At 70.3% G+C, this 20,540-nt stretch carries 22 protein-coding genes; 7 read left to right on the forward strand and 15 right to left on the reverse strand.

What is annotated here, in order from left to right:
- Positions 1 to 88 precede the first annotated feature (88 nt).
- Both K2F54_RS10395 and nhaA read right to left on the reverse strand, forming a co-directional pair.
- Entirely contained in the window at positions 89 to 1,354 is a 1,266-nt protein-coding gene (locus K2F54_RS10395; protein ID WP_220605801.1) for an MFS transporter, read from the reverse strand.
- 80 nt (positions 1,355 to 1,434) lie between these two features.
- Positions 1,435 to 3,312 carry a Na+/H+ antiporter NhaA gene (nhaA, locus tag K2F54_RS10400; RefSeq protein ID WP_220605802.1) on the reverse strand — a complete coding sequence of 626 codons (1,878 nt, stop codon included), beginning with the start codon at positions 3,310 to 3,312 and terminating at the stop codon, positions 1,435 to 1,437.
- Positions 3,313 to 3,491: 179 nt separating this feature from the next.
- Here nhaA and K2F54_RS10405 point away from each other — a divergent pair, with 179 nt between their 5' ends.
- Entirely contained in the window at positions 3,492 to 4,010 is a 519-nt protein-coding gene (locus tag K2F54_RS10405) for a flavodoxin domain-containing protein (RefSeq protein ID WP_220605803.1), read from the forward strand.
- A 40-nt stretch (positions 4,011 to 4,050) separates the two neighbouring features.
- Here the strand turns inward: K2F54_RS10405 and K2F54_RS10410 are convergent, their stop codons facing one another.
- The 4 genes from K2F54_RS10410 to K2F54_RS10425 form a co-directional block, all read right to left on the reverse strand.
- Positions 4,051 to 5,745 (reverse strand): ABC transporter permease, encoded by a 1,695-nt coding sequence (locus K2F54_RS10410; RefSeq protein ID WP_220605804.1) that lies wholly within the window; start codon positions 5,743 to 5,745, stop codon positions 4,051 to 4,053.
- Positions 5,742 to 6,737: an ABC transporter ATP-binding protein gene (locus tag K2F54_RS10415; protein ID WP_308287611.1), complete on the reverse strand. Its 996-nt coding sequence runs from the start codon at positions 6,735 to 6,737 to the stop codon at positions 5,742 to 5,744. The genes K2F54_RS10410 and K2F54_RS10415 overlap by 4 nt, the downstream gene beginning before the upstream one ends.
- Positions 6,738 to 6,805: 68 nt before the next feature.
- A complete protein-coding gene (locus tag K2F54_RS10420) occupies positions 6,806 to 7,489 on the reverse strand; it encodes a DNA alkylation repair protein (RefSeq protein ID WP_220605805.1) in 684 nt (227 codons plus the stop codon).
- A 31-nt stretch (positions 7,490 to 7,520) separates the two neighbouring features.
- Positions 7,521 to 8,129 carry a DnaJ family domain-containing protein gene (locus K2F54_RS10425; RefSeq protein WP_220605806.1) on the reverse strand — a complete coding sequence of 203 codons (609 nt, stop codon included), beginning with the start codon at positions 8,127 to 8,129 and terminating at the stop codon, positions 7,521 to 7,523.
- A 94-nt stretch (positions 8,130 to 8,223) separates the two neighbouring features.
- Here K2F54_RS10425 and K2F54_RS10430 point away from each other — a divergent pair, with 94 nt between their 5' ends.
- Together K2F54_RS10430 and K2F54_RS10435 are read left to right on the forward strand one after the other, a co-directional pair.
- Positions 8,224 to 9,174: an NAD(P)-dependent alcohol dehydrogenase gene (locus K2F54_RS10430; RefSeq protein WP_220605807.1), complete on the forward strand. Its 951-nt coding sequence runs from the start codon at positions 8,224 to 8,226 to the stop codon at positions 9,172 to 9,174.
- A 2-nt stretch (positions 9,175 to 9,176) separates the two neighbouring features.
- Positions 9,177 to 9,839 (forward strand): alpha/beta hydrolase family protein, encoded by a 663-nt coding sequence (locus tag K2F54_RS10435; protein WP_220605808.1) that lies wholly within the window; start codon positions 9,177 to 9,179, stop codon positions 9,837 to 9,839.
- Positions 9,840 to 9,853: 14 nt separating this feature from the next.
- Here the strand turns inward: K2F54_RS10435 and arfB are convergent, their stop codons facing one another.
- The 6 genes from arfB to K2F54_RS10465 form a co-directional block, all read right to left on the reverse strand.
- Complete coding sequence (gene arfB, locus K2F54_RS10440; protein WP_220605809.1) at positions 9,854 to 10,276, reverse strand: alternative ribosome rescue aminoacyl-tRNA hydrolase ArfB; 423 nt, start codon at positions 10,274 to 10,276, stop codon at positions 9,854 to 9,856.
- Between the two features lie 55 nt (positions 10,277 to 10,331).
- A complete protein-coding gene (locus tag K2F54_RS10445; protein WP_220605810.1) occupies positions 10,332 to 11,099 on the reverse strand; it encodes an SCO1664 family protein in 768 nt (255 codons plus the stop codon).
- A gap of 2 nt (positions 11,100 to 11,101) precedes the next feature.
- Positions 11,102 to 11,650: a DUF3090 domain-containing protein gene (locus tag K2F54_RS10450; RefSeq protein ID WP_220605811.1), complete on the reverse strand. Its 549-nt coding sequence runs from the start codon at positions 11,648 to 11,650 to the stop codon at positions 11,102 to 11,104.
- A gap of 9 nt (positions 11,651 to 11,659) precedes the next feature.
- Positions 11,660 to 12,367 carry a histidine phosphatase family protein gene (locus K2F54_RS10455; RefSeq protein WP_220605812.1) on the reverse strand — a complete coding sequence of 236 codons (708 nt, stop codon included), beginning with the start codon at positions 12,365 to 12,367 and terminating at the stop codon, positions 11,660 to 11,662.
- Positions 12,368 to 12,491: 124 nt separating this feature from the next.
- Positions 12,492 to 13,355 carry an endonuclease domain-containing protein gene (locus K2F54_RS10460; protein WP_220605813.1) on the reverse strand — a complete coding sequence of 288 codons (864 nt, stop codon included), beginning with the start codon at positions 13,353 to 13,355 and terminating at the stop codon, positions 12,492 to 12,494.
- Positions 13,356 to 13,460: 105 nt separating this feature from the next.
- Entirely contained in the window at positions 13,461 to 14,783 is a 1,323-nt protein-coding gene (locus K2F54_RS10465; RefSeq protein WP_220605814.1) for a DUF2254 domain-containing protein, read from the reverse strand.
- Positions 14,784 to 15,016: 233 nt separating this feature from the next.
- Between K2F54_RS10465 and K2F54_RS10470 the strand changes: the two genes are divergently transcribed.
- The 4 genes from K2F54_RS10470 to K2F54_RS10485 all read left to right on the forward strand — a co-directional run bounded on the left by K2F54_RS10470 (position 15,017) and on the right by K2F54_RS10485 (position 17,822).
- Positions 15,017 to 16,294 (forward strand): cation:proton antiporter, encoded by a 1,278-nt coding sequence (locus K2F54_RS10470; RefSeq protein ID WP_220605815.1) that lies wholly within the window; start codon positions 15,017 to 15,019, stop codon positions 16,292 to 16,294.
- Positions 16,295 to 16,355: 61 nt separating this feature from the next.
- Positions 16,356 to 16,736, forward strand: coding sequence for a hypothetical protein (locus K2F54_RS10475; RefSeq protein WP_220605816.1), 381 nt, complete (start codon positions 16,356 to 16,358; stop codon positions 16,734 to 16,736).
- Positions 16,736 to 17,047, forward strand: a complete 312-nt coding sequence (locus K2F54_RS10480; protein ID WP_220605817.1) for a DUF4342 domain-containing protein — start codon at positions 16,736 to 16,738, stop codon at positions 17,045 to 17,047. Before K2F54_RS10475 ends, K2F54_RS10480 begins: the two co-directional genes overlap by 1 nt.
- Positions 17,048 to 17,132: 85 nt before the next feature.
- Positions 17,133 to 17,822 (forward strand): DNA alkylation repair protein, encoded by a 690-nt coding sequence (locus K2F54_RS10485; RefSeq protein WP_220605818.1) that lies wholly within the window; start codon positions 17,133 to 17,135, stop codon positions 17,820 to 17,822.
- A 124-nt stretch (positions 17,823 to 17,946) separates the two neighbouring features.
- Here K2F54_RS10485 and K2F54_RS10490 read toward each other — a convergent pair whose 3' ends face one another.
- The 3 genes from K2F54_RS10490 to K2F54_RS10500 form a co-directional block, all read right to left on the reverse strand.
- The gene (locus K2F54_RS10490) at positions 17,947 to 18,336 is read right to left on the reverse strand and encodes a hypothetical protein (RefSeq protein WP_220605819.1); all 390 of its coding nucleotides are present in this window, start codon (positions 18,334 to 18,336) and stop codon (positions 17,947 to 17,949) included.
- A gap of 92 nt (positions 18,337 to 18,428) precedes the next feature.
- Positions 18,429 to 18,824: a VOC family protein gene (locus tag K2F54_RS10495; RefSeq protein WP_220605820.1), complete on the reverse strand. Its 396-nt coding sequence runs from the start codon at positions 18,822 to 18,824 to the stop codon at positions 18,429 to 18,431.
- Between the two features lie 9 nt (positions 18,825 to 18,833).
- Positions 18,834 to 20,540 carry an ABC1 kinase family protein gene (locus tag K2F54_RS10500; RefSeq protein WP_220605821.1) on the reverse strand — a complete coding sequence of 569 codons (1,707 nt, stop codon included), beginning with the start codon at positions 20,538 to 20,540 and terminating at the stop codon, positions 18,834 to 18,836.

Here is a 20,540-nt window from a genome sequence, read left to right on the forward strand (position 1 = left end):
TGACGGCCTCTCCCGACCGGTTGGTGGATGCCGCTGGTGACGCTACGCGCGTGCGCCATCACCGGCAACCCGTGCGCCGCGGCCCGGCTCAGGTCTCCGGCGCCGGAGCATCCGCCTGCACGGTCCTGGTATCGGCGGGGTCTCTCTGGCGTCGGCTGGCGAGCATGATCGGCACACCGATCAGCTCCACCAGGCCGCCGATCACGAGGGAGGCGCCGTACCCCCAGATGTCGGCGGAACGCCCAAGCGCCGGTTGGATGAACACGCCGCCGAGGCTGCCGAAGAGCGAGTCGAACGAGAGCACGGTGGCGCGTTGCTTCGACGGGATCATGTCGTTGAGGTAGGCCTGCCGCACCGGTTCGGCCACCGCGAAGACGAACCCCCACACCATCAGCATTATCACGGCCAGCCAGAACAGGCTGTTCACGCCCAGAATCACCAGGGACACCACGCTGACCAACGAGGCCAGAATCACCGTGCTGGTGCGGCGGGCGAACAGCACCCGGATGCGCGGCGCCAGCACACCGCCGGCGATCTGCGCCAGGGAGAGGATGGCCGCGGCCAGGCCGGCGATCGAGTACGCGGACGGGTCGCCGTACAGCTCGAGGAGGTACGGCTGCAGGGCGTAGAAGGCGTAGAAACCGACGCCGGAGGCGAACGGGGCGGAGAGGATGATGTACCGCACCGAACGGCGCTTGAGCCCGTGCTCGACCGACTCGGTGAGCACGAGCCTGGTGGCCTTGAGCGGGCCGCGGGAGCGGTCAGGGGTGAAGCCGAGGTCTCTCATCACGATGAACGCGTACACGAACATGACCACGAGAATCCCGGCGCGCACCAGGAACGGCACCCCGAGATCGGTGGCCTGGGCGAGCACGCCGCCCAGCACCGATCCGGCGAACATGGCGATACCGGTGACCACGAGCCCGCGCCCGAACACCGCCTCGAGGCTGCCGGCGTATCCGGTGGAGGTCAGCGCGTCGACCAGCCAGGCCTCCACCGCGCCGGAGAAGAAGGTGAAACCCAGGCCGAGCAGCACCGACACGATGGCCCACCAGACGAACGGGGACTGCCAGAGCCACAGCAGCCAGTACAGCGCGGTGGTGACCGAGAGCGTGATCGTGCCCAGCAGGTAGGAGGCCTTGCGGCCGACGGTGTCGGCGACGACGCCGGTGGGAATCTCGAAGATCACCATGCCGGCGGTGAAGAACGCGTTCGCGGCGAAGGCCTCGAAGTTGCTCAGCCCGGCGTCTAGCAGGAACAGCGTGTTGATGCCCCAGATGAACGACGCCGCCAGCGTGTTGCCGAGCAGCAAAACGAGGTAGATGCGCTGGACGCGCCGCGACGCCGGGTTCATGACCCGGGTCCGATCAGCGCACCCCATCCCGTCACGCACCAATCATCGACCCGACTGCGGCGGATGGCTACCCTCGGGCGTCAGGCAGGCCCGGGCTCCGGGGCGGTGCGCTCGAGCGCGCGGATGAGCGACTGCGCGTCGTACGGGCCGATGTGGCGGCGCCCGTTGAGGAAGAAGGTGGGCACCGCGGTCACCTCCATCGCCTCGGCGTCGAGCATGTCATCCTGCACCCGCTGGGTGACCTCGGCGGATTCCAGGTCGGCGGTGAACCGGTCCACGTCCAGGCCCAGTTCTTCGGCTCGCCGGATGATGTCCGACGGCAGTTGGTGCTCCTGATCGGCGAACAGGCTCCGTTCGAACTCGAAGAACTTGCCCTGCCGGGCCGCGGCCTCCGCCGCCTCCGCCGCCGCGAGGGCGTTCGGGTGGTACCGGGTGAGCGGTGCGTGCCGCCAGACGTAGCGCAGCCGGTCGCCGAGTTCGCGGTGCACCTCCTCGACCGAGCCGGTGGCCTTGAGGCAGAAACCGCACTGGAAGTCGCCGTACTCCACCATCGTCAGCGGCGCGTCCACTGGCCCGAAAATGTGGTCCCTGGCCGGGTCGACCGGCCGCACCAGTGTCAGTCCGGTGGCCGCAGTGGGGCGCACGGCGTCCGACAGCCGAAAAATCACGGTCGCCAGGGTGAACGCGATCACGGATGCCGCCAGCACGCCGACGCGGGCCTCGTTCTGGATGGCCGGGTCGTCGATGGCCAGATCGACGATGAACAGCGAGATGGTGAAGCCCATGCCGCAGAGGGCCGCGCCGCCGGCGATACGGTCTAGGGTGAGGCCTGGGCCGAACTCACCCAGCCGGGCGAGGCGCATCAGTGCGGTCGACCCGAACACGCCGAGCAGCTTGCCCAGCACCAGGCCGAGCACGATCCCCCAGGTGATGGGCGACACCACCGCGGCCGCCAGAATGGTCGGGCTCAGCTGCACACCGGCGTTGGCCAGGGCGAAGATGGGCAGGATCACATAGGCCACGTAGGGGGCGTAGGCGGACTGCAGTCGTTCGTTGATCGAGATCGACTCACGCAGGCTGTTGGCGGCGGCACGGGCGTATTCGCTGTTCGGGGACTGCCGGAAGGTGCGCGCGAGGTCGAGGGCGTGTTCAACGTCACGCCGCTTGGGCCGGTACACCGGAACGAGGAGCGCGATCGCGACGCCGGCCAGGGTGGGATGCACGCCGGAGGCGAGGAACGCCAGCCAGACGATCACGGCGAGGGTGCCGTACACCGGCCCGCGGCCGCCGCGGAGGTACCGGGTGCAGTACACCCCGACCAGCCCGATCGCCGCAATCGCCAGGGGCCACGGGGTGAAGTCCGCCGTGTAGACCAGGGCGATGATGGCCAGGGCGCCGATGTCGTCGACGACCGCCAGCGCCAGCAGGAAGATCCGCAGCCGGCCGGGCATCCGTGGCCCGATCAGCGCGAGCGCACCGACGAGGAACGCCGTGTCGGTGGAGATCACGATCCCCCAGGCGTGCTCCTGTCCGGAGCCTGAAGTGATGGCGATGTAGAGCAGAGCGGGCAACACCAGCCCGGCGACGGCGGCGACCATCGGTATCACGGCCCGAGCCCAGCTGGTGAGCTCACCGATGGCGAACTCCCGCCGCACCTCCAGTCCCACGGTGAAGAAGAAGATCGCCATGAGCGCGTCGTTGACCAGGGCGTGCAGGGTGAAGTCCAGTTGCAGGTCGGCCACCCCCACGCTGAAGTGGGTGTCCCAGAACTCCGCGTACGACGCCGACGGGATGTTCGCCCACACGATCGCCGTCAGCGTGGCCGCGAGCAGCAGCAGCGCGCCGACCCGGTTCCGGCCCAGCCCTCTGAGCCGTTCTGTCAGCGACGGGGCCCTGCCCCGCTGCTGGTGCGAATGCTCCGGGTCTGGTGATTGCCTGATCACGGTGAGTTCCGACATGGGCGCTCCCTGTTGACGGTGCCGGGCGGTGCTCGGCGGTGCCTGAAGCGCCAATTCTCTCGCCATGCCGCGCGGGTTTCAAGCGTGAATCACCCAGCCAGGTCAGGCGCGGCGCACGGGCGCCAGTGGGTATACGGTCTGTGCGTCCCACTCGCCGCTCAGCATCCTAGGAGGAGACCATGACCGTACTGGTCGGGTATTCAAGCAAGTACGGCGCCACGGCCGGCATCGCCGAGCGCATCGCCGCCACGCTCTCCACCGCCGGGCTACCCGCAGAGGCACGCCCGGTGGCTGACGTGCACGATCCGACCGGCTACGACGCGTTTGTGATCGGTGCGTCGGCCTACCTGGGTTCGTGGCGCAAGGATGCCACCCGATTCGTGCGGCGCCATCACGAGCTGCTCGCCGGCCGCCCGGTCTGGTTGTTCAGCAGCGGCCCGCTCGGCACCGAGACAACGGATGCCGAGGGCCGCGACATGCTCACCCAGGCGGTTCCGAAGCAGTTCGCCGAATTCGCCGAGAGCCTCTCGCCGCGCGGCACCCAGGTGTTCTACGGGGCCATGGACACCTCGAAGCTGCGCGGACGGGACAGTCTGGTGGGCAAGATGCCCGCCGTGGAGAAGATCCTGCCCAACGGCGACTTCCGGGACTGGCCCGCCATCGACGCCTGGGCACAGGACATCGCCCGGGAACTGTGAGCCCCGAGAGTGATGTCGGGGTCTCGGGCGAGGGATCCGCTCAGCCGCGGCGCGGCTCCCAGCGGAACAACCGCACGGCCAGGGCCGTCGCGCCCACGGCCCAGATCAGCAGGACCGCGTAGTCGACCCAGTCGACCACCACCCCGGCCGGATTCCAGACGTCGGCGAGGGCGCCCTGCAGGTGTTTGAGCGGGAACACCGCGCCGATGAACCGCAACCAGTCCTGCTCGATCCCCACGATGAAGATGTCCGAGACGAACGCGAGCACGAACAGCACCATCAGGCCCACCGCGCCGACCGCCCGGGAGTTGGGGACCAGGGCCGCCAACAGGAATCCGCAGACCGCGAGGGTCAGCGTGCCGAGCAGGATCACCAGCACCCCGAGCAGCAGGCCGATGGGCGAGATCCGCAGCCCGAAGAAGATCCACCCGGTGGTCACCACGAGCACGGCCACGAAGTAGCTGAGCGCCAGTCCGGCCGCTGTGACGCCGGCCAGGTAGTGCCCGGACGCCAACGGCGTGCCGCGCAGCCGTTTGAGCACACCCCGGTCGCGGGCCCTGGCCACGGCCTCCGGCAGGTTCAATACCACCGCCGTGCCCGCACCCCAGGTGATCATGCTCGCGGCGAAGAAGGTCGCGAACGGCATCCCGCCTGGCAGTTGCACGTTCCCCTGCGTCGTCAGCAGCAGGGCGTAGAGCCCCACCGGAACCACGACGAGGAGCAACGAACCGGGGTCACGCCAGGTGGCCCGGTTGGCCGCCAGGGCCTGGTCGAACACCAGTCGCACCGTCGAGGGCCTGCTGACCGTGCTGACCGCATCCGCCCGCACCGCACCTGGCCGGGTGGCCGGCACCGGCTCGGCGCTGCCCGAGGCCACGGCGGATGACGCACCCGCTGACCGCGCCGCCGCGGCGTGTGGGCGCGCCCGCTGCGCCACCGGCTGCCGGCGGAACGCCCAACCGGCCAGTGCAGCCCCGGCCACACCCCAGGCGGCGATGATCGCCAGGGCGGCCAGGTCCCAGCCGGCACCGGTCAGGAAGGGATCGAACTGGTCCGTGAGCGCATCCGCGTATGGTTTGAGCGGCAGTACCCCGGCGATGTTCGACAACACGGCCGGCAGTTCGCCGCCGACGACGAAGAGCCCGGAGATGAACGCCAGCACGATGGCGGTGCCGATCGAGATCGCCTGGGCCAGTGCGGCCGTTGTCGCGAGCATGGCCACGGCCAACCCGAGCGCCGAGAACGACGCGATACCCACCAGCACGGTCACGGCGAGCGCCAGGGCGGTCTCTGCACGCACCTCCACACCATAGGCAACGGCCGCCAGTACGAGGGTCAGCACGAACGAGCTCAGGGCCAGCAGCACCGCCGCGCCGACCTGACCGACCAGGTAGGCCGCCGCCGGCACCGGCGTGCCGCGCAGCCGTTTGAGCACCCCGGTCTCCCTGGCCTCCGACAGCGACGTCGCCAGGGTGGGGTAGGTGCCGAAGAAGGTGCCCATGGCCACGGCGATGGGCGTGACGAACTGCATCAGGCGCACCCCGGATGCCGCATCGACGGTCTCATTGCCGGCCACGACCCCGATGATCACCAGCCACACCAGCGGCAACCCGAACGTGAAGATCAGCACGGTCCGGCTACGCCAGAGCGCCCGCAGCGCGTACCCGACCTGGGCCAGCGCCAACCGGGCCACCGTCGGCCGGCCCCGGTCCGTCGCCAGCGCGGGGGCACTCACAGTTCCACCTCAGAGGTGGGGGTGTCCTCCTCCGACGATTCCCCACCGATCAGGGCCAGGTAGGCGTCTTCGAGCGACGGCCGGCGCACCCTCAGTGCGGGCAGTTCCACCCCGCGCTGCACCGCCCACCCGGTCAGGGTGTGCAGCACCGCGGTCGGCCGGTCGGTCTCCACCGCCCACCCGGTTCCGTCGGGCACGGGGGTGTCCCCCAGCGCCGGCAGGTCGGCGATGCCGATGCCCGCCGGCAGCCGAAAGGTCACGGTGTCGCCGTGCCGGGCCGCGGCGAGCGCCTGCGGGGTGTCGAGCGCCACCAGCCGGCCGCGCACGATCACCGCCACCTTATCGGCGAGGTGTTCGGCCTCATCCAGGTAGTGCGTGGTCAGCAGCACCGTCTTGCCCAGGTGCCGCAGCCCCTCCACGAGTTCCCACGCCCGCCGGCGCGCGGTGGGGTCGAAGCCCGTCGTCGGTTCGTCCAGGAACAGGAGCTCAGGGTCGCCCACCAGCCCGAGCGCCAGGTCGAGGCGGCGCCGTTGCCCGCCGGAGAGCGTCTTGACCCTGGCCCTGGCCTTGTCGGTCAGGCCCACCTGCTCGATCACGGCATCCACCGCCAGCCGGCGGGGGTACATCCCCCGGTACAGGCTCACCAGCTCCCGCACCGAGAAGTCCTCGTCGAACCCGGCTTCCTGCAGCACGATGCCGATCCGCTCCCGGAACCGGCGCCCGCCGGTCTGCGGGTCGAAGCCGAGCACCCGCACCGATCCACCGTCCGCGTTCCGGTGGCCCTCCAGGATCTCCACCGTCGTCGTCTTCCCTGCCCCGTTCGGGCCGAGCAGAGCGAAGATCTCGCCCTGTTCGATCGTGAACGACAGGTCGTCCACCACCGCCACCCCGGCGTATTCCTTCCGCAGGTTCTGCACCGTCACCGCACTCACGACGTCTCCCTGGTCGATTCGTCCGGCCGTGGGCAGGTCAGGCCGGGTCTGGCTCGTCACGACCGAGGCTAACCCCGCGCCCGTGCGGTCGATAGGCCGCTCGGCCGGATCGAACCGTGCACGGGGTTTCAGTCCTGGCGGGACTGCTTGGCGAGTTTCTCGGTCGCTGCGCGCACGGTCAGCCGCGGTAGGTGGGCGGCGTTCTCGTCGAGGAAACCGGTCAGTGCGTTCCGGTCGACGTCGCCGAGGTAGCGCAGCATCCAGCCGGTGGCCTTCTGCACGTAGACGTTCTCGTCGGGTGCGAGCAGCCGAGCCAGGGCCAGCGTGTCGGTGGTGTCGCCCCGGCGCAGGAACGCGGCGGTCGCGACCATGGCGGTGCGTCGCTCCGGCCAGAACGACGATGCCGCCAGGGCGTAGAGCGGGTCGCGCGGTTTGTCGACGAGCCAGCCGCCGACCACCTGATGCGCCGCCAGGTCCACCAGGTCCCAGGCGTCGATCCGGTCGTGCCGTCGCAGGTACAGCTGGTAGAGCTCTTCCCGCCGGCCCTGGTCGGCCGTGCGGTGTGTCGCCGCCTTCGCCATGATCGAGCAGGCACCGGCCCGCACCTCATGCGTCGGGCTCTCGAGCAGCCTCTCGATCTCACCCACCGGCATAGCCAGCGACCGACCGGCCAGGGCGAACACGTCACCCATCCGCACGCCGATGAACGAGACATCACCCGGAAAGTACCGGGTGTACTTCTGGCGTTGCTCCGGGGTGGCCAGGGCCTCCACGTCCTCCTGAAAGCGCGCGGCGGTCGGGTCAGCGGTCATACGGGCAGGATGCCACCGGCTGGCGTGCGCCTCAACGACGTTCGCGGGCGGCTCGGCGGCGTTGACGCCAGGTCATCGCGGCCAGGGCGGCGGCCTCCCGCTCCCGTGCCGCTTCCCGCTCCACCCGGGCGGCCTCCCGGCGTTCCCGCCAGAGGGCGACCTCGGCATCCACCTCGCGAAGGGCCGTGACGACGGGTGGGCCGCCGCGCAACTGCCGGCGGGCCTGGATCACCCGCCGGTTGAAGTCGTCGAGAATCTCCCGCACCTGCGGCTCGGAAACCACGGCGTCGAGCCGGGCGGTCAGGCCGGCGTCCTCGGAGCGCAGGGTGAGCGCGGGCGGGCCCAGACCGGTGATCTGCTCCCGTTCGATCTTCTGGCGGATCCACCAGTCCGGGTCGTACGGGGCCTCCAGCCCGGGGATCGGCTTGCCGGTGCCGGGCAGGTTGTCGAAGTCGCCACGGCGCATGGCCTGCTGGATGGAGATCTCCACGTACTGGGCGCGGGCATCCATCATCGACTGACCGGCCTCGTTGGTGTCGGGCTCGGCCGGTTCGGGTTTCTCGGCTGCGGGTATCTCGCGGTTGATCTTGTACCGCGCCACGTTGAGCGGGGTATCGCTGGGTTCGCGTGGGCCGGTCATGCCACCAGCCTACGTTCGCGTTCCGGTGTCTGGCAGCCCCGCGTACACTGGCCGGCATGGTCGATCAGGGTGCTGCGCTCGATAGCCGGTCGGTGTGAGAGCCGTCGTGTACGACCGGTACGGCGGGCCGGATGTGCTCAGGGTCGAGCAGATCCCGACACCGGCGCCCGGTGCCGGCCAGGTGCTGATCGAGGTGGCCGCCACCTCGCTCAACCTGTCCGACTGGGAGGGCCTGACCGGCCGCCCGGGATACGCCCGGCTGGGCGGGCTGCGCGCGCCCCGGCGACGGGTGTTGGGCTCCGATATCGCCGGGCGGGTCGCTGCCGTCGGCTCGGGGGTCACGCGGTTGCGGGTGGGCGACGAGGTGTACGGCGACAACCTGGGGCTCCTGGGCGGCTTCGCCGAGTATGCGGTGGCGCCGGTCGCTGCTCTCGCCCCCAAGCCCGCCGGGCTGAGCTTCGTGGAGGCCTCGACCCTGCCCCAGGCCGGTGCAATCGCGGTGCAGGGCACCGCGCGGGTTCGTCGCGGGCAGCGGGTGCTGATCAACGGCGCCGGCGGCGGGTCTGGGTCTTTCGCGATCCAGCTGGCCAAACGCGCCGGAGCGCACGTGACCGGCGTGGACAACGGGGGCAAGCTGGACTTCATGCGCGGGCTCGGCGCCGATGAGGTCGTGGACTACACCACCTCGGACTTCACCCGGCTCGAACCGTTCGACCTGATCCTCGACCTCGTGGCGCACCGGTCGGTGTTCGCCTACCGGCGGGCCCTTGCCCGCGGCGGTCGCTACCTCTGCGTCGGCGGAACCGTGCGCAGCCTGCTGCGGATCGTGACCGTCGGCGCGGCGCTCGGACTGGTCTCCGGGCGCCGGTTGGGGGTGCTCATCGCGAGGGAGGGCCCGGTCTTCTTCGAACCCGTCGCCGAACGGTGCGCCGCCGGCGACCTGCGCATCACTGTCGACCGCACCTATCCGTTGCAGGAGACGGCGCGGGCGCTCGGCTACCTGGGCGAAGGCCGTGCCCTGGGCAAGGTTGTCGTGACGGTGTAGCGATGGAATCGACTGAGAATCTTCGCATCGCGGTCGGCGACGAGACGGTGTCCGGAGCCTTCGCCCGGCCGACCGGCGCCGTCGCCACCCTCGTGCTCGCCCCGGGAGCCGGGTCCGGCTTCGACCACCCGTTCCTGGTCGGACTCGCCGGGGCACTGTACGACGCGCAGGTGGCGACCCTGCGGTTCAACTTCCTCTACCGGGAGGCCGGCCGCAAGCTCCCCGACCGGGCACCGAAGGCGATCGACACCTGGCGGGCGGCCCACGCCGCGGCGACCGACCTCTCCCCCGGGCTACCCGTCTGGGCGGGCGGCAAATCCTTCGGCGGGCGGATGGCGTCCATGGCGGTGGCAGAAGGAATGCCCGCGGCGGGACTGGTGCTGCTCGGCTACCCGCTGCATCCGCCGGGCAAGCCGGAGAAGCTGCGCGACGAACACCTCTATGGCATCGACCGGCCGATGCTGTTCGTGCAGGGCACCCGCGACCCGTTCGGCAGCCCCGACGAGTTCGCCCCGGTGCTGCAGCGCATCACCGCGGCGACGTTTCACCTGGTCGACGGCGCCAACCACTCTTTCGAGGTGCGGGGCGCCACCCGCCCAGCCGCCGAGATCGGCGCCGCGCTCGCTGCCGTCACGGCCGATTTTCTGCGCGCCCACCCCGCCTAGCGGATGCGGCGGCGCTACTCGGCGGACGGCCGCTGGCGCTGCTTCTTGGTCGCCGAGCGTTGCTGCTTGGCGGCCAGGTGCCGCCGACCGGATCCGCGGGTGGGTTTGGTCGCCCGCCGGCTGGGGCCGTCCGGGGCCAGCGCGGTGGAGACGAGCTCGGCCAGCTTGGTAAGCGCGATCTCCCGGTTGCGCAGCTGGGAGCGCTGCTCGGAGGCGGCGATCGTGACCACGCCGCCGACCAGGCGCCGGTCGAGACGGCTGAGCAGCAGCGCCCGCTGCTCGTCGGTGAGCACCGCCGAGTCGGCGATGTTCCAGGACACCTGCACCCGGCTGTCCGAGGTGTTCACGTGCTGACCGCCTGGGCCGGACGACCGGGAGAACCGCCAGCCGAGTTCCGTCGCCGGAATCGTCAGCGCGGGGGTTACCTCCAGGTCCATGCCTCAAGCGTGCCACGTGGTGGGCGCCGACGGCGACGAAACGGGCGCCGGATGCTCAGAACAACGGCCAGGGCACCGCGGGCATCGAGCCCTGCGGCTCTGGGAAGCGGGCCTCGGCGCGTAGCCGGTCGCAGCGCGCCGCCAGGGCGACGATCTCCGCCGGAGTGAGCAGGGGTGCCAGAGCGGCGCGGAGGTCGCCGGTGAGCGCGGTGCTGACCCGGTCGATGCCGGCGAGCTCGTCCGCGGTGAGCTCCTCGCCCAACCAGCCCCAGAGCACGGTGCGCAGCTTGTGTTCGGCGTGGAAGGTGAGCCCATGGTCGACGCCGTGCCGGTGACCGCCAGGCATGGCCAGGATGTGGTCGCCCTTGCGGTCGGCGTTGTTCACGATGATGTCGAACACGGCCATCCGGCGCAGGGCCTCGGTGTCCTCGTGGATCAGGGACACCAGTCGGGCCTTCTCGTCCTGTCCGTCGAGCACGTGCCGCCAGCCCCGCTCGGGCATGGCGTCGGCCGGGATCAGGTCCACGGCGTCCTGTTCGGGGTCCAGGTCCTGCCAGAGCTGCGCCATGCCGGGGCCCATCGGGCCGTCCCGCAGCCAGGTGCGCGGCACCACGTTCCAGCCGAACGCCTCCGACACCAGGTAGGCGGCGGCCTCCCGGCTGGCAAGGTTGCCGTCCGGGAAATCCCAGAGCGGGTTCTCGCCCGCGATCGGCTTGTACACCACGGTGACACCGTCGATCTCGCCGAGGAAGGTCGCGTTGGACGCCGTGGTGATGCGCCCGGTGAGTTCCAGGTCGCCGGCGGCGAGGTCGGCATCCGTCATGGTCAGAGAGCGGGCAGGGTGCAGGTGTGACCGTCGGAGTCGATCGGGTAGCCGCAGAGCGGGCAGAGCGGCCGGCCGGCGCCCACGATCTCGCGGGTGCGCTTGGCGAACGCGCGGGCGGTGCCAACGGGCATCCGCACCAGCAGCATCTCGGCCGGTTCGATCACGGCGACCTCGAGCAGGTCGTCGTCGTCATCGTCGTCCGCGATCGGGAACGCCTCGAGCACGATCTGCACCGTCGTCGGATCCCAGCCCAGGCTCATCGACCCGGTGCGGAACTCCTCCTCGACGGGCTCCAACGGGTCGTTGTCGACCAGCTCGATGGGGGTGGCGGTGGGCACGCTGAACGGGTTGCCCTCGTAGTTGATGAGCTGGTCGAGGATCTCATCGATCTTCTCGGCGAGCAGCGCGGACTGCTGTTTCTCCAGCGCGATGCTCACGATCTGGGCGCCGGTGCGCACCTGCAGGTAGAAGGTGCGGGAACCGGGCAGACCGACGGTGCCGACGACGACCCGATCCGGCCAGGCGAACTCATGGACGATTGTAGGCATGCGGTTATTTTAGGCGCGCGCCGTGGGTACCGGCTGATGCCCCGCCCCACCGCCGACCGGCGCGTCGCCCGCAAGGGCGCTCGCCGCCAGCCAGGACAGGTCACCGGCGTCGGTGTTGGTGGCGTGCACGGTCGGTCGATTGCTGCCGTAGCGCACGATCGAGACGGATGCCGGGCCCACGTTGATGCGCTGGAACAGGTCCAGGTGCATGCCGTAGGCGTCGGCGAGGACCGACTTGATGATGTCGCCGTGGCTCACCGCCACCCACACCGCCTCCGGGCCGTGCTCGGCCTCGAAGGCTCTATCGTGGCGGCGGATGGCGGCAACGGCCCGAGCCTGCATGGTGGCCATGGACTCCCCGTTGGGGAAGGTCACCGCTGACGGCTGGGTCTGCACCACCGGCCAGAGCGACTCGCCGGCCAGGTCGCTCAGGGACCGACCCTGCCAGTCGCCGTAGTCGCACTCGGTGATGTCGTCCTCCACCGGCGTGACCGGGGCGCCGGCCTGCCGGTCGAGGATCAGCTGCGCCGTCTGCCGGCAGCGTTCCAGCGGGCTGGAGACCACTCCGACCAGCGGCACGGCGGCCAGCCGGGCGCCGGCCAGCGCGGCCTGCTCCTGCCCGATCTCGTCGAGCCGCACGCCCAGGCTCCGTCCGGCGAGGATTCCGGTGGCGTTCGCGGTGGTGCGTCCGTGCCGCACGAGGATGACTGTGGCCATGTCCTACAGCCTAGACAGCCATCCGCCCGGCCCCGCCCGCCGGAGCACGCGCGCGGTTATCAGGAAAAAGTGAGTTTACAAGGACGTTTTCGGCCGAAAGCGTCCTTTTTAGCTCACTATCTCCTTATTTGCGTGCGTCACGGATGGGCCGGGACGCCGGGTCGAGATGCACACCCTGGGCCATGGCCCGCATGATCTCGGCCTCCACGCGCGGCCAGTCGAACAGGATCTGCCGGTAGTCGTAGCGAAAGACCGTGTAGCCCAGCAGGGCCAGCCGGCGATCCTGGGCGACGTCGGCACGCCGCTGCTCGACCGTGGAGTGAAAGCTGAAGCCATCGATCTGCACCACGAGCCGGTGGCCGATGAGCCCATCGACTCGGTGGCCGTCGAGCACCACCTGCTGGCGCATCCGGATGCCGTTGGCCGCCAGCCGCGACACCGGCAGGGTCTCCAGGCCCGAATCTGCCAACCCGTTCGCCACCGCCCCCACGGCTCGAGCCACCGCGCTGCGCAGCGGAAGCCGGGCGAGCGACCGCTCGGTGACGAGCTTCTTGTTCAGGGCGGAGTCCCAGACCACGAGGGCGTTCTCGAACGGCTGGCACCCGGCAATGTGCACCAGGGCGTTCTCGATGGGCTCCACGAGGGCGAACCGACCGACCGCCACCGGCCCGCCGCTCCAGTGCACCCGCAGCCCGGTGTCTGCCACCACCACCGCGTTCCGCGGCACGCTCACGTGGGTCATCCCGTCCGAGAGGTGCCACAGCCCGAGTCGACGGGCCACGCTGAGGCAAGCCACCCGCCCGCCGAGCGCGGCTGCGGCGCGCAGATCGGCCGGGGCCGTCGGCACGGCCAGCCAATCCCGACGGATGCGTTCGCACTGGCCGACGGCGACGCTCTGCCTGATCGAGTACCGGGTGAACCCAGCCCGCAGAGCCTGTGCCGAGTGTGCGATGCCGTCATGCTGGGTGAGCCAGCTGCCAAGGTCCATCCGCCCAGTGTCGTGGCCGGCATCCGGCCGGCACCGGAAACCCTGTCCCCTGTGGACAGCGCCCCCGCCCGGCGGGTGTGCACAACAGCTGGGGCACCGAAACCGCTATCTCGTCACTGGCGCGCCGGCGAGTTGCGCCGCGACGTCGGCCACGGCGGTGCGCATCTCGCTGGTGGCGGCCGGATCGTCGCTCTGCGCCCGCAACTGCAAATCCAGGGCGGCCAGCTGCTCCTGCAGGGCAGCCAGCACCTCCCCGGCGGAGCAGGTGTAGGCCAGATCACTGATCAGCTGCAGGAACCGTCGCACCACCGTGGGGTCGGTGGCGCCGTAGTGCCGCATCTGGGCGAGCGCGTCGTGGATGCTCTCCGCGGTGGTGCGGGTGACCGTCACCAGCCGGAGGTTCCCGTCCGCATCGGCGAGCGCGGCGGGCAGGGGCGGCATCTGGATGGTGCTGGCCACGATCGCGCTGAGGTGCCCGAGGGCGTTCACGGCGGTGGTCGGGTCGTTGATGCCCGGCGACAGCGCGCGCACGCCGATGTCCACGATCTGCTGCACCCCGTAATCGAGGTCCTGCGCCGCGGTGCGCTCGTACGCGATCGAGTACGCGCCGCGCACCGCATCGGCCACGTCGTCAGCGGCCGCAGCGTCCGCGTCCGCCGGCTCGGTACCGTTCCCGGCCGACCACCACACCAGCAGCGGCGTGCCGGCGACGACGTTCTCGCCCACCGGCCGCACCTCCTGGAACACCAGGCCGTGCACGGCGGCGTACTCCACCAGAGCCCCGTGGTTCCGCCCGGTGATGAAACCGCTCACGGCCGCCGTTACGGTGTGCGTTCCGGCCGGAACCTGCACCGGCGCGGTGTACGCCCTGGCGGCCTCGTTGCCGGCACCGACGAGGTCGATGGTGCGGTCCGTTTCGGCGTGGATGTCCTTGAGCATCGTCTCCACCCGCAGTTGGGCGGCCAGGTGGGCGAGGAAGAAGACCAGCATGATGACGCTCACCAGGGTGAGCACGAACGCCGTCGTGACGGCGACCCTGGGCACGAACTCGGCCGCGTCATCCGTCGTCGCTCGCACCGACCGCAGCACCGTGATCGAGTACGCGAAGGTACCCAGGAACACGGCCAGGGTCGCGTGCACCTGCCGGTCCCTGGCGAACAGTCGCAGCACCCGGGGCGACGCCTGGCTGCTGGCCAGCTGCAGGGCCACCACCGTGAGGGAGAAGGTCAGCGACGTCGCCGTGATCAACGAGCCGGCGATCGACGACAGCACCGACCTCGCCGTCTCCGCTCCCCCGTTGAAGATCACCGAGTCCACGGCGGTGGGCAGCTCGGCGTCGATGAGCAGGTCGATGCGCGGCAGCACCAGCCCGAGCAGCACGGCCAGCAGAACCGCGGCCACCGGGAGCGGCCACAGACGTGATTCCACCGACTCGGTCAGGCGCGCCCACCGGGCTCGACCCCCACTCGTACCCCGCAGCTCAGCCACGGCTCACTCCCGCCAAATCGCGTCGTCGGTGCACATCCGGTCAGCCTAGCAACCGTCCTCGCCGGCATCCGGCCCGCCGCAGACCACACCCGGATGCCTAGAATCCGGCCCCGTTCGGGTGTAAACGTGGTGCATAACGGCGGGTGGGCGCCACGATCGAGAGCAGGGTTCGGATGGTTGCGGCCACGACGGTGCTGGCGATCATCGTTCTCTGGAGTGTGTTCTCCAGGCCGCTCGACCGGCGCGGCATCACCTCCGCCCTGTTTCTCACCGTCGTCGGGTTTCTCGTCGGCACGTCGGCGCTGGGGTGGCTCGACGTCGCCGTGGACTCCGCGGTCGCCGAACTCGTCGCCGAACTCGCGCTGGTGTTGCTGCTCTTCAGCGACGCCACCCGGATCGACCTGCGGGCGCTCCGCCGCGAGCTCGCCTGGCCGACCCGGCTGCTGCTGATCGGCTTGCCGCTCACCATGCTCGCCGGGTCGGTGGTCGGTGTGCTGGTCTTCCCCGAGATGGCGTTGGCGTCGGTGGTGCTGCTCGCGACGATGCTGGCCTCCACGGATGCGGCGTTGGGCCAGAAGGTCGTCTCCGACCCGGCCGTGCCCGGGCGGGTACGGCAGGCGCTCGACGTGGAGAGCGGCCTGAACGACGGTCTCGCCGTGCCGTTCTTCCTGGTGGCACTCGCGATCGCGAACGCGGAGCTGGACACCGATGTGCCCTCGGCGGTGCTCGGCAGCATGGCCGCCCAGATCGGTTGGGGGCTCGTCGGCGGCCTGGTCGCCGGTGTGCTGGGCGGCCTGCTGTTCCGAGCCGCCGACCACCGGGACTGGATCGGCAGGGAGTGGCGGCAGATGGTTCCCCTGGCGGCAGCGCTGCTCGCGTTCACCATCGCCGTCACCCTCGGCGGTAGTGGTTTCATCGCCGCCTTCGTGGGCGGCCTCGCGTTCGGCCGGCTCTCCGGCGCCCGCGGGTCGGCCGTCACCCTGCTCGCCGAAGACACCGGCGGGCTCCTCGCCGCCGTCACCTGGATCGGATTCGGCGCGATGGCCCTCACCCTGGCCCTGCCGCACATCACCTGGCAGGTGATCCTCTACGCCGCGCTCAGCCTCACCCTGGTGCGGATGCTCCCGGTCGCGCTGGCCCTCGCCGGTCAGGGGCTGAAACGGCCCACGGTGGCGTTCATCGGCTGGTTCGGCCCGCGGGGGCTGGCCTCGCTGGTGTTCGCCCTGCTCGCCTTCGAGCGGGGTGTGCCAGAGGGCGAGGTCGTGCTCACCACGGTTCTCGTCACGGTGGCACTGAGCGTGCTGCTGCACGGCCTCACCTCGGTGCCGCTGGTGGCCGCCTACCAGCGCTGGTATTCGACGCACCGAGCACAGCATCCGGGGGCAGCGGAGGCCGAGCCGGCGACGATGTCCCGCCGGCGACGCCACCTTCCCGGCGCCCACGATCTGTAGCCAGGCCATACTGCCCGCAAGTCGGCTAGCCGGAACCCGCGAACCCGCGTACGGTCGCTGCATGGCGAATCTCATCGAGAAACTAGCGGAATCGGTGCCCTCCTGGGGCGCGAAGTTGGCCTACGGCGAGCGGACGACGGTGGACGGGCACGAACTCGTCCCGGTCGCGCTCGTCGGCTTCGGCTTCGGCGGCGGCGAAGGCTCCAGCGAGATGCCAGAGGGCGGCGGCCCCGGCCCGGCCGGTATGGGCGTGGGCGAAGGCCGCGGCGGCGGAGGCGGCGGATACGCGGTGCCGATCGGCGCCTACGTCGGCAGTGCGGACGGCCTCCAGTTTCGGCCCAACCGCATCGCGCTGCTGGTGGTGGCCGTTCCCGTGATCACGGCCGTTGGCCTGGCGCTCGGCCAGGTCATCCGCGCGTTCCGGGGCGTCCCGAGCTCGTGATGACCGAAAATAACCGCTACGAAGAGTTCAAGATCTCCGGAGACACCCTCCTCACCAAGGTGCGCGAACTCCTCCACGAAGGCAATGTGCGCCGGGTGTTCATAAAGAACGACGAGGGAGCCACCCTCCTGGAGATTCCGCTCACGGCCGGCCTCGCCGTCACCGTGATCACCGCTGCTTTCTCCCCCGTGCTCGTGGCGGTGGGCGCGATCGCCGCGTTGCTCACCCAGGTCACCGTCGGGGTGGAGCGCCGGGATCCCGGTGACGATGACTCGAGCGGCACCGACGGCGTGGCATCCGACACCGACTGACCCCGGGCGCGGGCGCGGCGCACCCTGTGCTCCGAATTCTCCCTCCCCGTAGGCTGGACTCACACGCGACGGACGGGAGACCGCTATGGCCCAGGCAACGGCAACGACCACGGCGACCGCGGCCGAGGTGCTGGCCGAGCTCGCCGCCCTCGAAGACCCGCAGATGCGGGCGGTGAACGCCAACCACGGTGACGACCACGGGGTGAACCTCACCCGGCTGCGCACCGTGGCCAAGCGGCTGAAGGTTCAGCCCGAGCTGGCCCGCGAGCTGTGGCAGTGCGGTGATGCGGCGGCTCGGCTGCTGGCCATCCTGATCTGCCGGCCCAAGCTGTTCGGGCGCGAGGAGCTCGACACTATGCTGCGCGAGGCGCGTGCACCCAAGGTGCAGGACTGGCTCGTGAACTATGTGGTGAAGAAGAGCCCGCACGTCGAGGAGCTGCGCGTGCTCTGGTTCGCCGACCCCGACCCGGTCGTCGCGAGCGCCGGCTGGGCGCTCACCACCGATTGGGTCGCCAAAAAGCCCGAGGGCCTCGACCTGCCCGGCCTGCTCGACACCATTGAGGCCGAGATGACGGATGCGCCGACGCGCCTGCAGTGGGCCATGAACCACTGCCTCGCGCAGATCGGCATCGAGCATCCGGGGCAGCGAGCCCGTGCCCTGGCCATCGGCGAACGTCTCGGTGTGCTCGAGGACTATCCCACTCCGCCTGGCTGCACGTCCCCGTACGCGCCGGCCTGGATCACCGAGATGGTGAGCCGGCAACAGCCCCGGTGACTCACCGGGCGGCAGCCGCGCGGTTCAGCATCCGCACGAACCAGCCGCCGCACATAGGCGTCGCCCCTGAGTGTCTCAGGAGCGACGTTGGCACCGTCGAACCCAGTGGTCCGGCGGCAGATCACTAGTGGCTGACCCTCTCCTCCCGGCTCGGCGCTGCGGTGCTCTCCGTGTCTGCCTCGCGGTAGTCGAAGTACACCGCAGGCAGCGGCGCTTCGAAGGTCTCCGGCGTCATCCCGTGGATTTCGGCGGTCATGGCCATGAACCACTTGTCGTAGGGGTCGTCCGACTTCACGATCGACTTCAGTGCCGCCGACACGTCCTCGCCCTCCAGGAAGATGCTGGTGAAGTTGCCCTGCGGGGTCTGAACGAGCGCGGCCACCTCCCGGGTGATCCCCGCCCGTCGACGCGACCGGGCGTGCTCGTCTTTGCGGGCGTTGGACTCCTCGGTGAACTTGATCCAGGCATCGAGTTTGTCGGGCAGGATCGGCACGAACCAACTGACGCTTTGCATGACATCTGCTCCTTTCGTCTCGTTTTTCGCCATCAATTTTACCGCCGAATACCCCGATTCGCCCCGGCGAATCCGGTGCACGGGCGCGCCGCTCAGGCTTCGTAGCCGATCAGCCAGTGCAGCCCGAACCGGTCGATGACCTGACCGTCCGAGGCGCCCCACGGCTTCGGGGCCAGCGGGTCCACGATCGTGCCGCCCACCGCCAACCGGTCGAACCAGTCGTGCAGCACCGCTGGCTCCGCGGTGCCGAGCAGGGCCAGCCGGGCGCCGTCCAGCCGAAAGCCCCGCTCGCCAGCGGCCGCGTCCGACCCGTACAGGGCAACCGGGCCGTCGAGCACGCCGTGCGCGATCGCATCCGCCGGGCCGTCCTGCCGGCCGAACTCCTCGTAGCTGTACAGGCTGAGCTCACCGCCGAAGACCTCGGCGTAGAAGCCGAGCGCCGCGCGGGTCGTGCCGGGAAACGTCAGGTAGAGCTTCGGCGCCGTCATGCCGGAATCCTAGCGACGACCCGCAAAAAGTGCATGCAGCAGCGGCAGGATCGACCCGACCAGGAGCACCGTGCCGAACACGGTGTCATCGGCCCGAATGACCGCACCGGCGATGAGCAGGGCGCCGAACAGCACCGCAGACACCACCCGCCCGATGGTGCGTTCCAGCCGCGCCATCCGGCGCTCCAGGGCCGGGCTGGTGACGGCCACCGTGCCGTTGTCGAACCGGCTGACCAGGGAGTCCAACCGTTTGGGCAGACCCCAGGCGATGCCGGCGTTCTCCAGCGTCTGCTTGCCCAGGTCCTGCGCCAGATTGCCCCGCTCGTCGCGCAGCAGCTGGCTGGCGTAGGGCTCGATCGAGTCCCACAGGTTGAACGCGGGATCCAGCGAACTGCACACCCCGGAGGTGAGCGACATCGCCCGCACGATCAGCAGGAAGTTCTCCGGCAGCTGGAACGGCAGCGACCGCACCACGTCACCGAACTCGATGGCGAACTCGCGGAACTCCCGCGGGTCCACGTCACGCAGCTCGGCGAAACCCATCCCGCCGAAGCGGGCGAAGAGCTGCGTCATCGCCCGTTCCAGCTCGGTCGTGTCGGCGGAGGGAAGCAGCACGCCCACGTCGCGGGACGCATCCACGAGCCCCTGGCCGTCTCGGGAGGCGGCCGCGATCAGCATCTTGCGCAGCCCCCGTTTGGTGCTCGGGCCGACCTCGCCCATCATGCCGAAGTCGATGAACGTCAACCGCCAGCCGCGACCGTTCGGGTCACCCGGCGTTGGCGTGACGAAGATATTGCCCGGATGCGGGTCGGCGTGGAAGAAACCGCTGGTGAACAGCTGGTCGAACATCACCGCGGCGAAGACCGGCGCCACCTCGGCCGGGTCGATGCCCGCGCGGGCGAGCGCGGCCGCATCGGTGATTTTGATCGCGGTCACGTCTTCGAGGGTGAGCACCCGCCGGGTGGAGCGTTCCCACACCACCGCGGGCACCCCCACCCGGTCGTCGCCGGCGAACTCCTCCGCGAACCGCACCGAACTCGCGGCCTCGTGCAGGTAGTCGATTTCCTCGAGGCAGGTCACCGCGAACTCTTCCACCAGCGCCGGCGCATCCACCCGGTCATAGACCAGCCGCACGTGGCTGAGCCAGCCGCTCACCCGGCGTAGGGCCGCGAGGTCCACGTCCACGATGGTGTCGATGCCGGGCCGTTGCACCTTGATCACCACGGCGTCCAGCCCGGTGTCGGCGGCATCGGGGTGGGCGAGCCGGGCGCGATGCGCCTGACCGAGGGATGCGGCCGCCACCGGCGTCTCGTCGACCCACGCGAACGCCCGCTCCAGCGGCATGCCCAGCTCGGCCTCGGCCAGGGCGCGGATCGCCGCGAACGGCACCGGCGGCACCTCGTCCTGCAGGCCCTCGAGCTCGGACGTGATCTCCGGCGGCAGCACGTCCAGGCGCGACGACAGGAACTGGCCGACCTTGATCATCAGTCCGCCGAGGTCGACCGCGAGCACGTGGAAGCGCTGAGCGAAGCGGGTCATCCGCTTCGCCCGGGTGCGCTCCGCCACCGTGGCAAGCCCGATCCGCGGCAACAGCAGCTCGAAGAACCACGTCACCGCCAGGTTCCAGCCGGCGAAGCGCAGGATGCGCCGGTACCGCGCGCGGGAGCCGCCGTCGCCGGGTTTCAGCTGGATGCGGCCCCGACGAACCGATGACAC

The sequence above is a fragment of the Cryobacterium inferilacus genome, from assembly GCF_019599185.1.
Classification (GTDB): Bacteria; Actinomycetota; Actinomycetes; order Actinomycetales; family Microbacteriaceae; genus Cryobacterium; species Cryobacterium inferilacus.

Excerpts from the sequence above, each read along its gene's own strand:
- K2F54_RS10395 (WP_220605801.1), bottom strand. The coding sequence starts at position 1,354 with ATGAACCCGGCGTCGCGGCGCGTCCAGCGCATCTACCTCGTTTTGCTG.
- nhaA (WP_220605802.1), bottom strand. The coding sequence starts at position 3,312 with ATGTCGGAACTCACCGTGATCAGGCAATCACCAGACCCGGAGCATTCG.
- K2F54_RS10405 (WP_220605803.1), top strand. The coding sequence starts at position 3,492 with ATGACCGTACTGGTCGGGTATTCAAGCAAGTACGGCGCCACGGCCGGC.
- K2F54_RS10420 (WP_220605805.1), bottom strand. The coding sequence starts at position 7,489 with ATGACCGCTGACCCGACCGCCGCGCGCTTTCAGGAGGACGTGGAGGCC.
- K2F54_RS10425 (WP_220605806.1), bottom strand. The coding sequence starts at position 8,129 with ATGACCGGCCCACGCGAACCCAGCGATACCCCGCTCAACGTGGCGCGG.
- K2F54_RS10435 (WP_220605808.1), top strand. The coding sequence starts at position 9,177 with ATGGAATCGACTGAGAATCTTCGCATCGCGGTCGGCGACGAGACGGTG.
- arfB (WP_220605809.1), bottom strand. The coding sequence starts at position 10,276 with ATGGACCTGGAGGTAACCCCCGCGCTGACGATTCCGGCGACGGAACTC.
- K2F54_RS10445 (WP_220605810.1), bottom strand. The coding sequence starts at position 11,099 with ATGACGGATGCCGACCTCGCCGCCGGCGACCTGGAACTCACCGGGCGC.
- K2F54_RS10450 (WP_220605811.1), bottom strand. The coding sequence starts at position 11,650 with ATGCCTACAATCGTCCATGAGTTCGCCTGGCCGGATCGGGTCGTCGTC.
- K2F54_RS10455 (WP_220605812.1), bottom strand. The coding sequence starts at position 12,367 with ATGGCCACAGTCATCCTCGTGCGGCACGGACGCACCACCGCGAACGCC.
- K2F54_RS10460 (WP_220605813.1), bottom strand. The coding sequence starts at position 13,355 with ATGGACCTTGGCAGCTGGCTCACCCAGCATGACGGCATCGCACACTCG.
- K2F54_RS10470 (WP_220605815.1), top strand. The coding sequence starts at position 15,017 with ATGGTTGCGGCCACGACGGTGCTGGCGATCATCGTTCTCTGGAGTGTG.
- K2F54_RS10475 (WP_220605816.1), top strand. The coding sequence starts at position 16,356 with ATGGCGAATCTCATCGAGAAACTAGCGGAATCGGTGCCCTCCTGGGGC.
- K2F54_RS10480 (WP_220605817.1), top strand. The coding sequence starts at position 16,736 with ATGACCGAAAATAACCGCTACGAAGAGTTCAAGATCTCCGGAGACACC.
- K2F54_RS10485 (WP_220605818.1), top strand. The coding sequence starts at position 17,133 with ATGGCCCAGGCAACGGCAACGACCACGGCGACCGCGGCCGAGGTGCTG.
- K2F54_RS10490 (WP_220605819.1), bottom strand. The coding sequence starts at position 18,336 with ATGCAAAGCGTCAGTTGGTTCGTGCCGATCCTGCCCGACAAACTCGAT.
- K2F54_RS10495 (WP_220605820.1), bottom strand. The coding sequence starts at position 18,824 with ATGACGGCGCCGAAGCTCTACCTGACGTTTCCCGGCACGACCCGCGCG.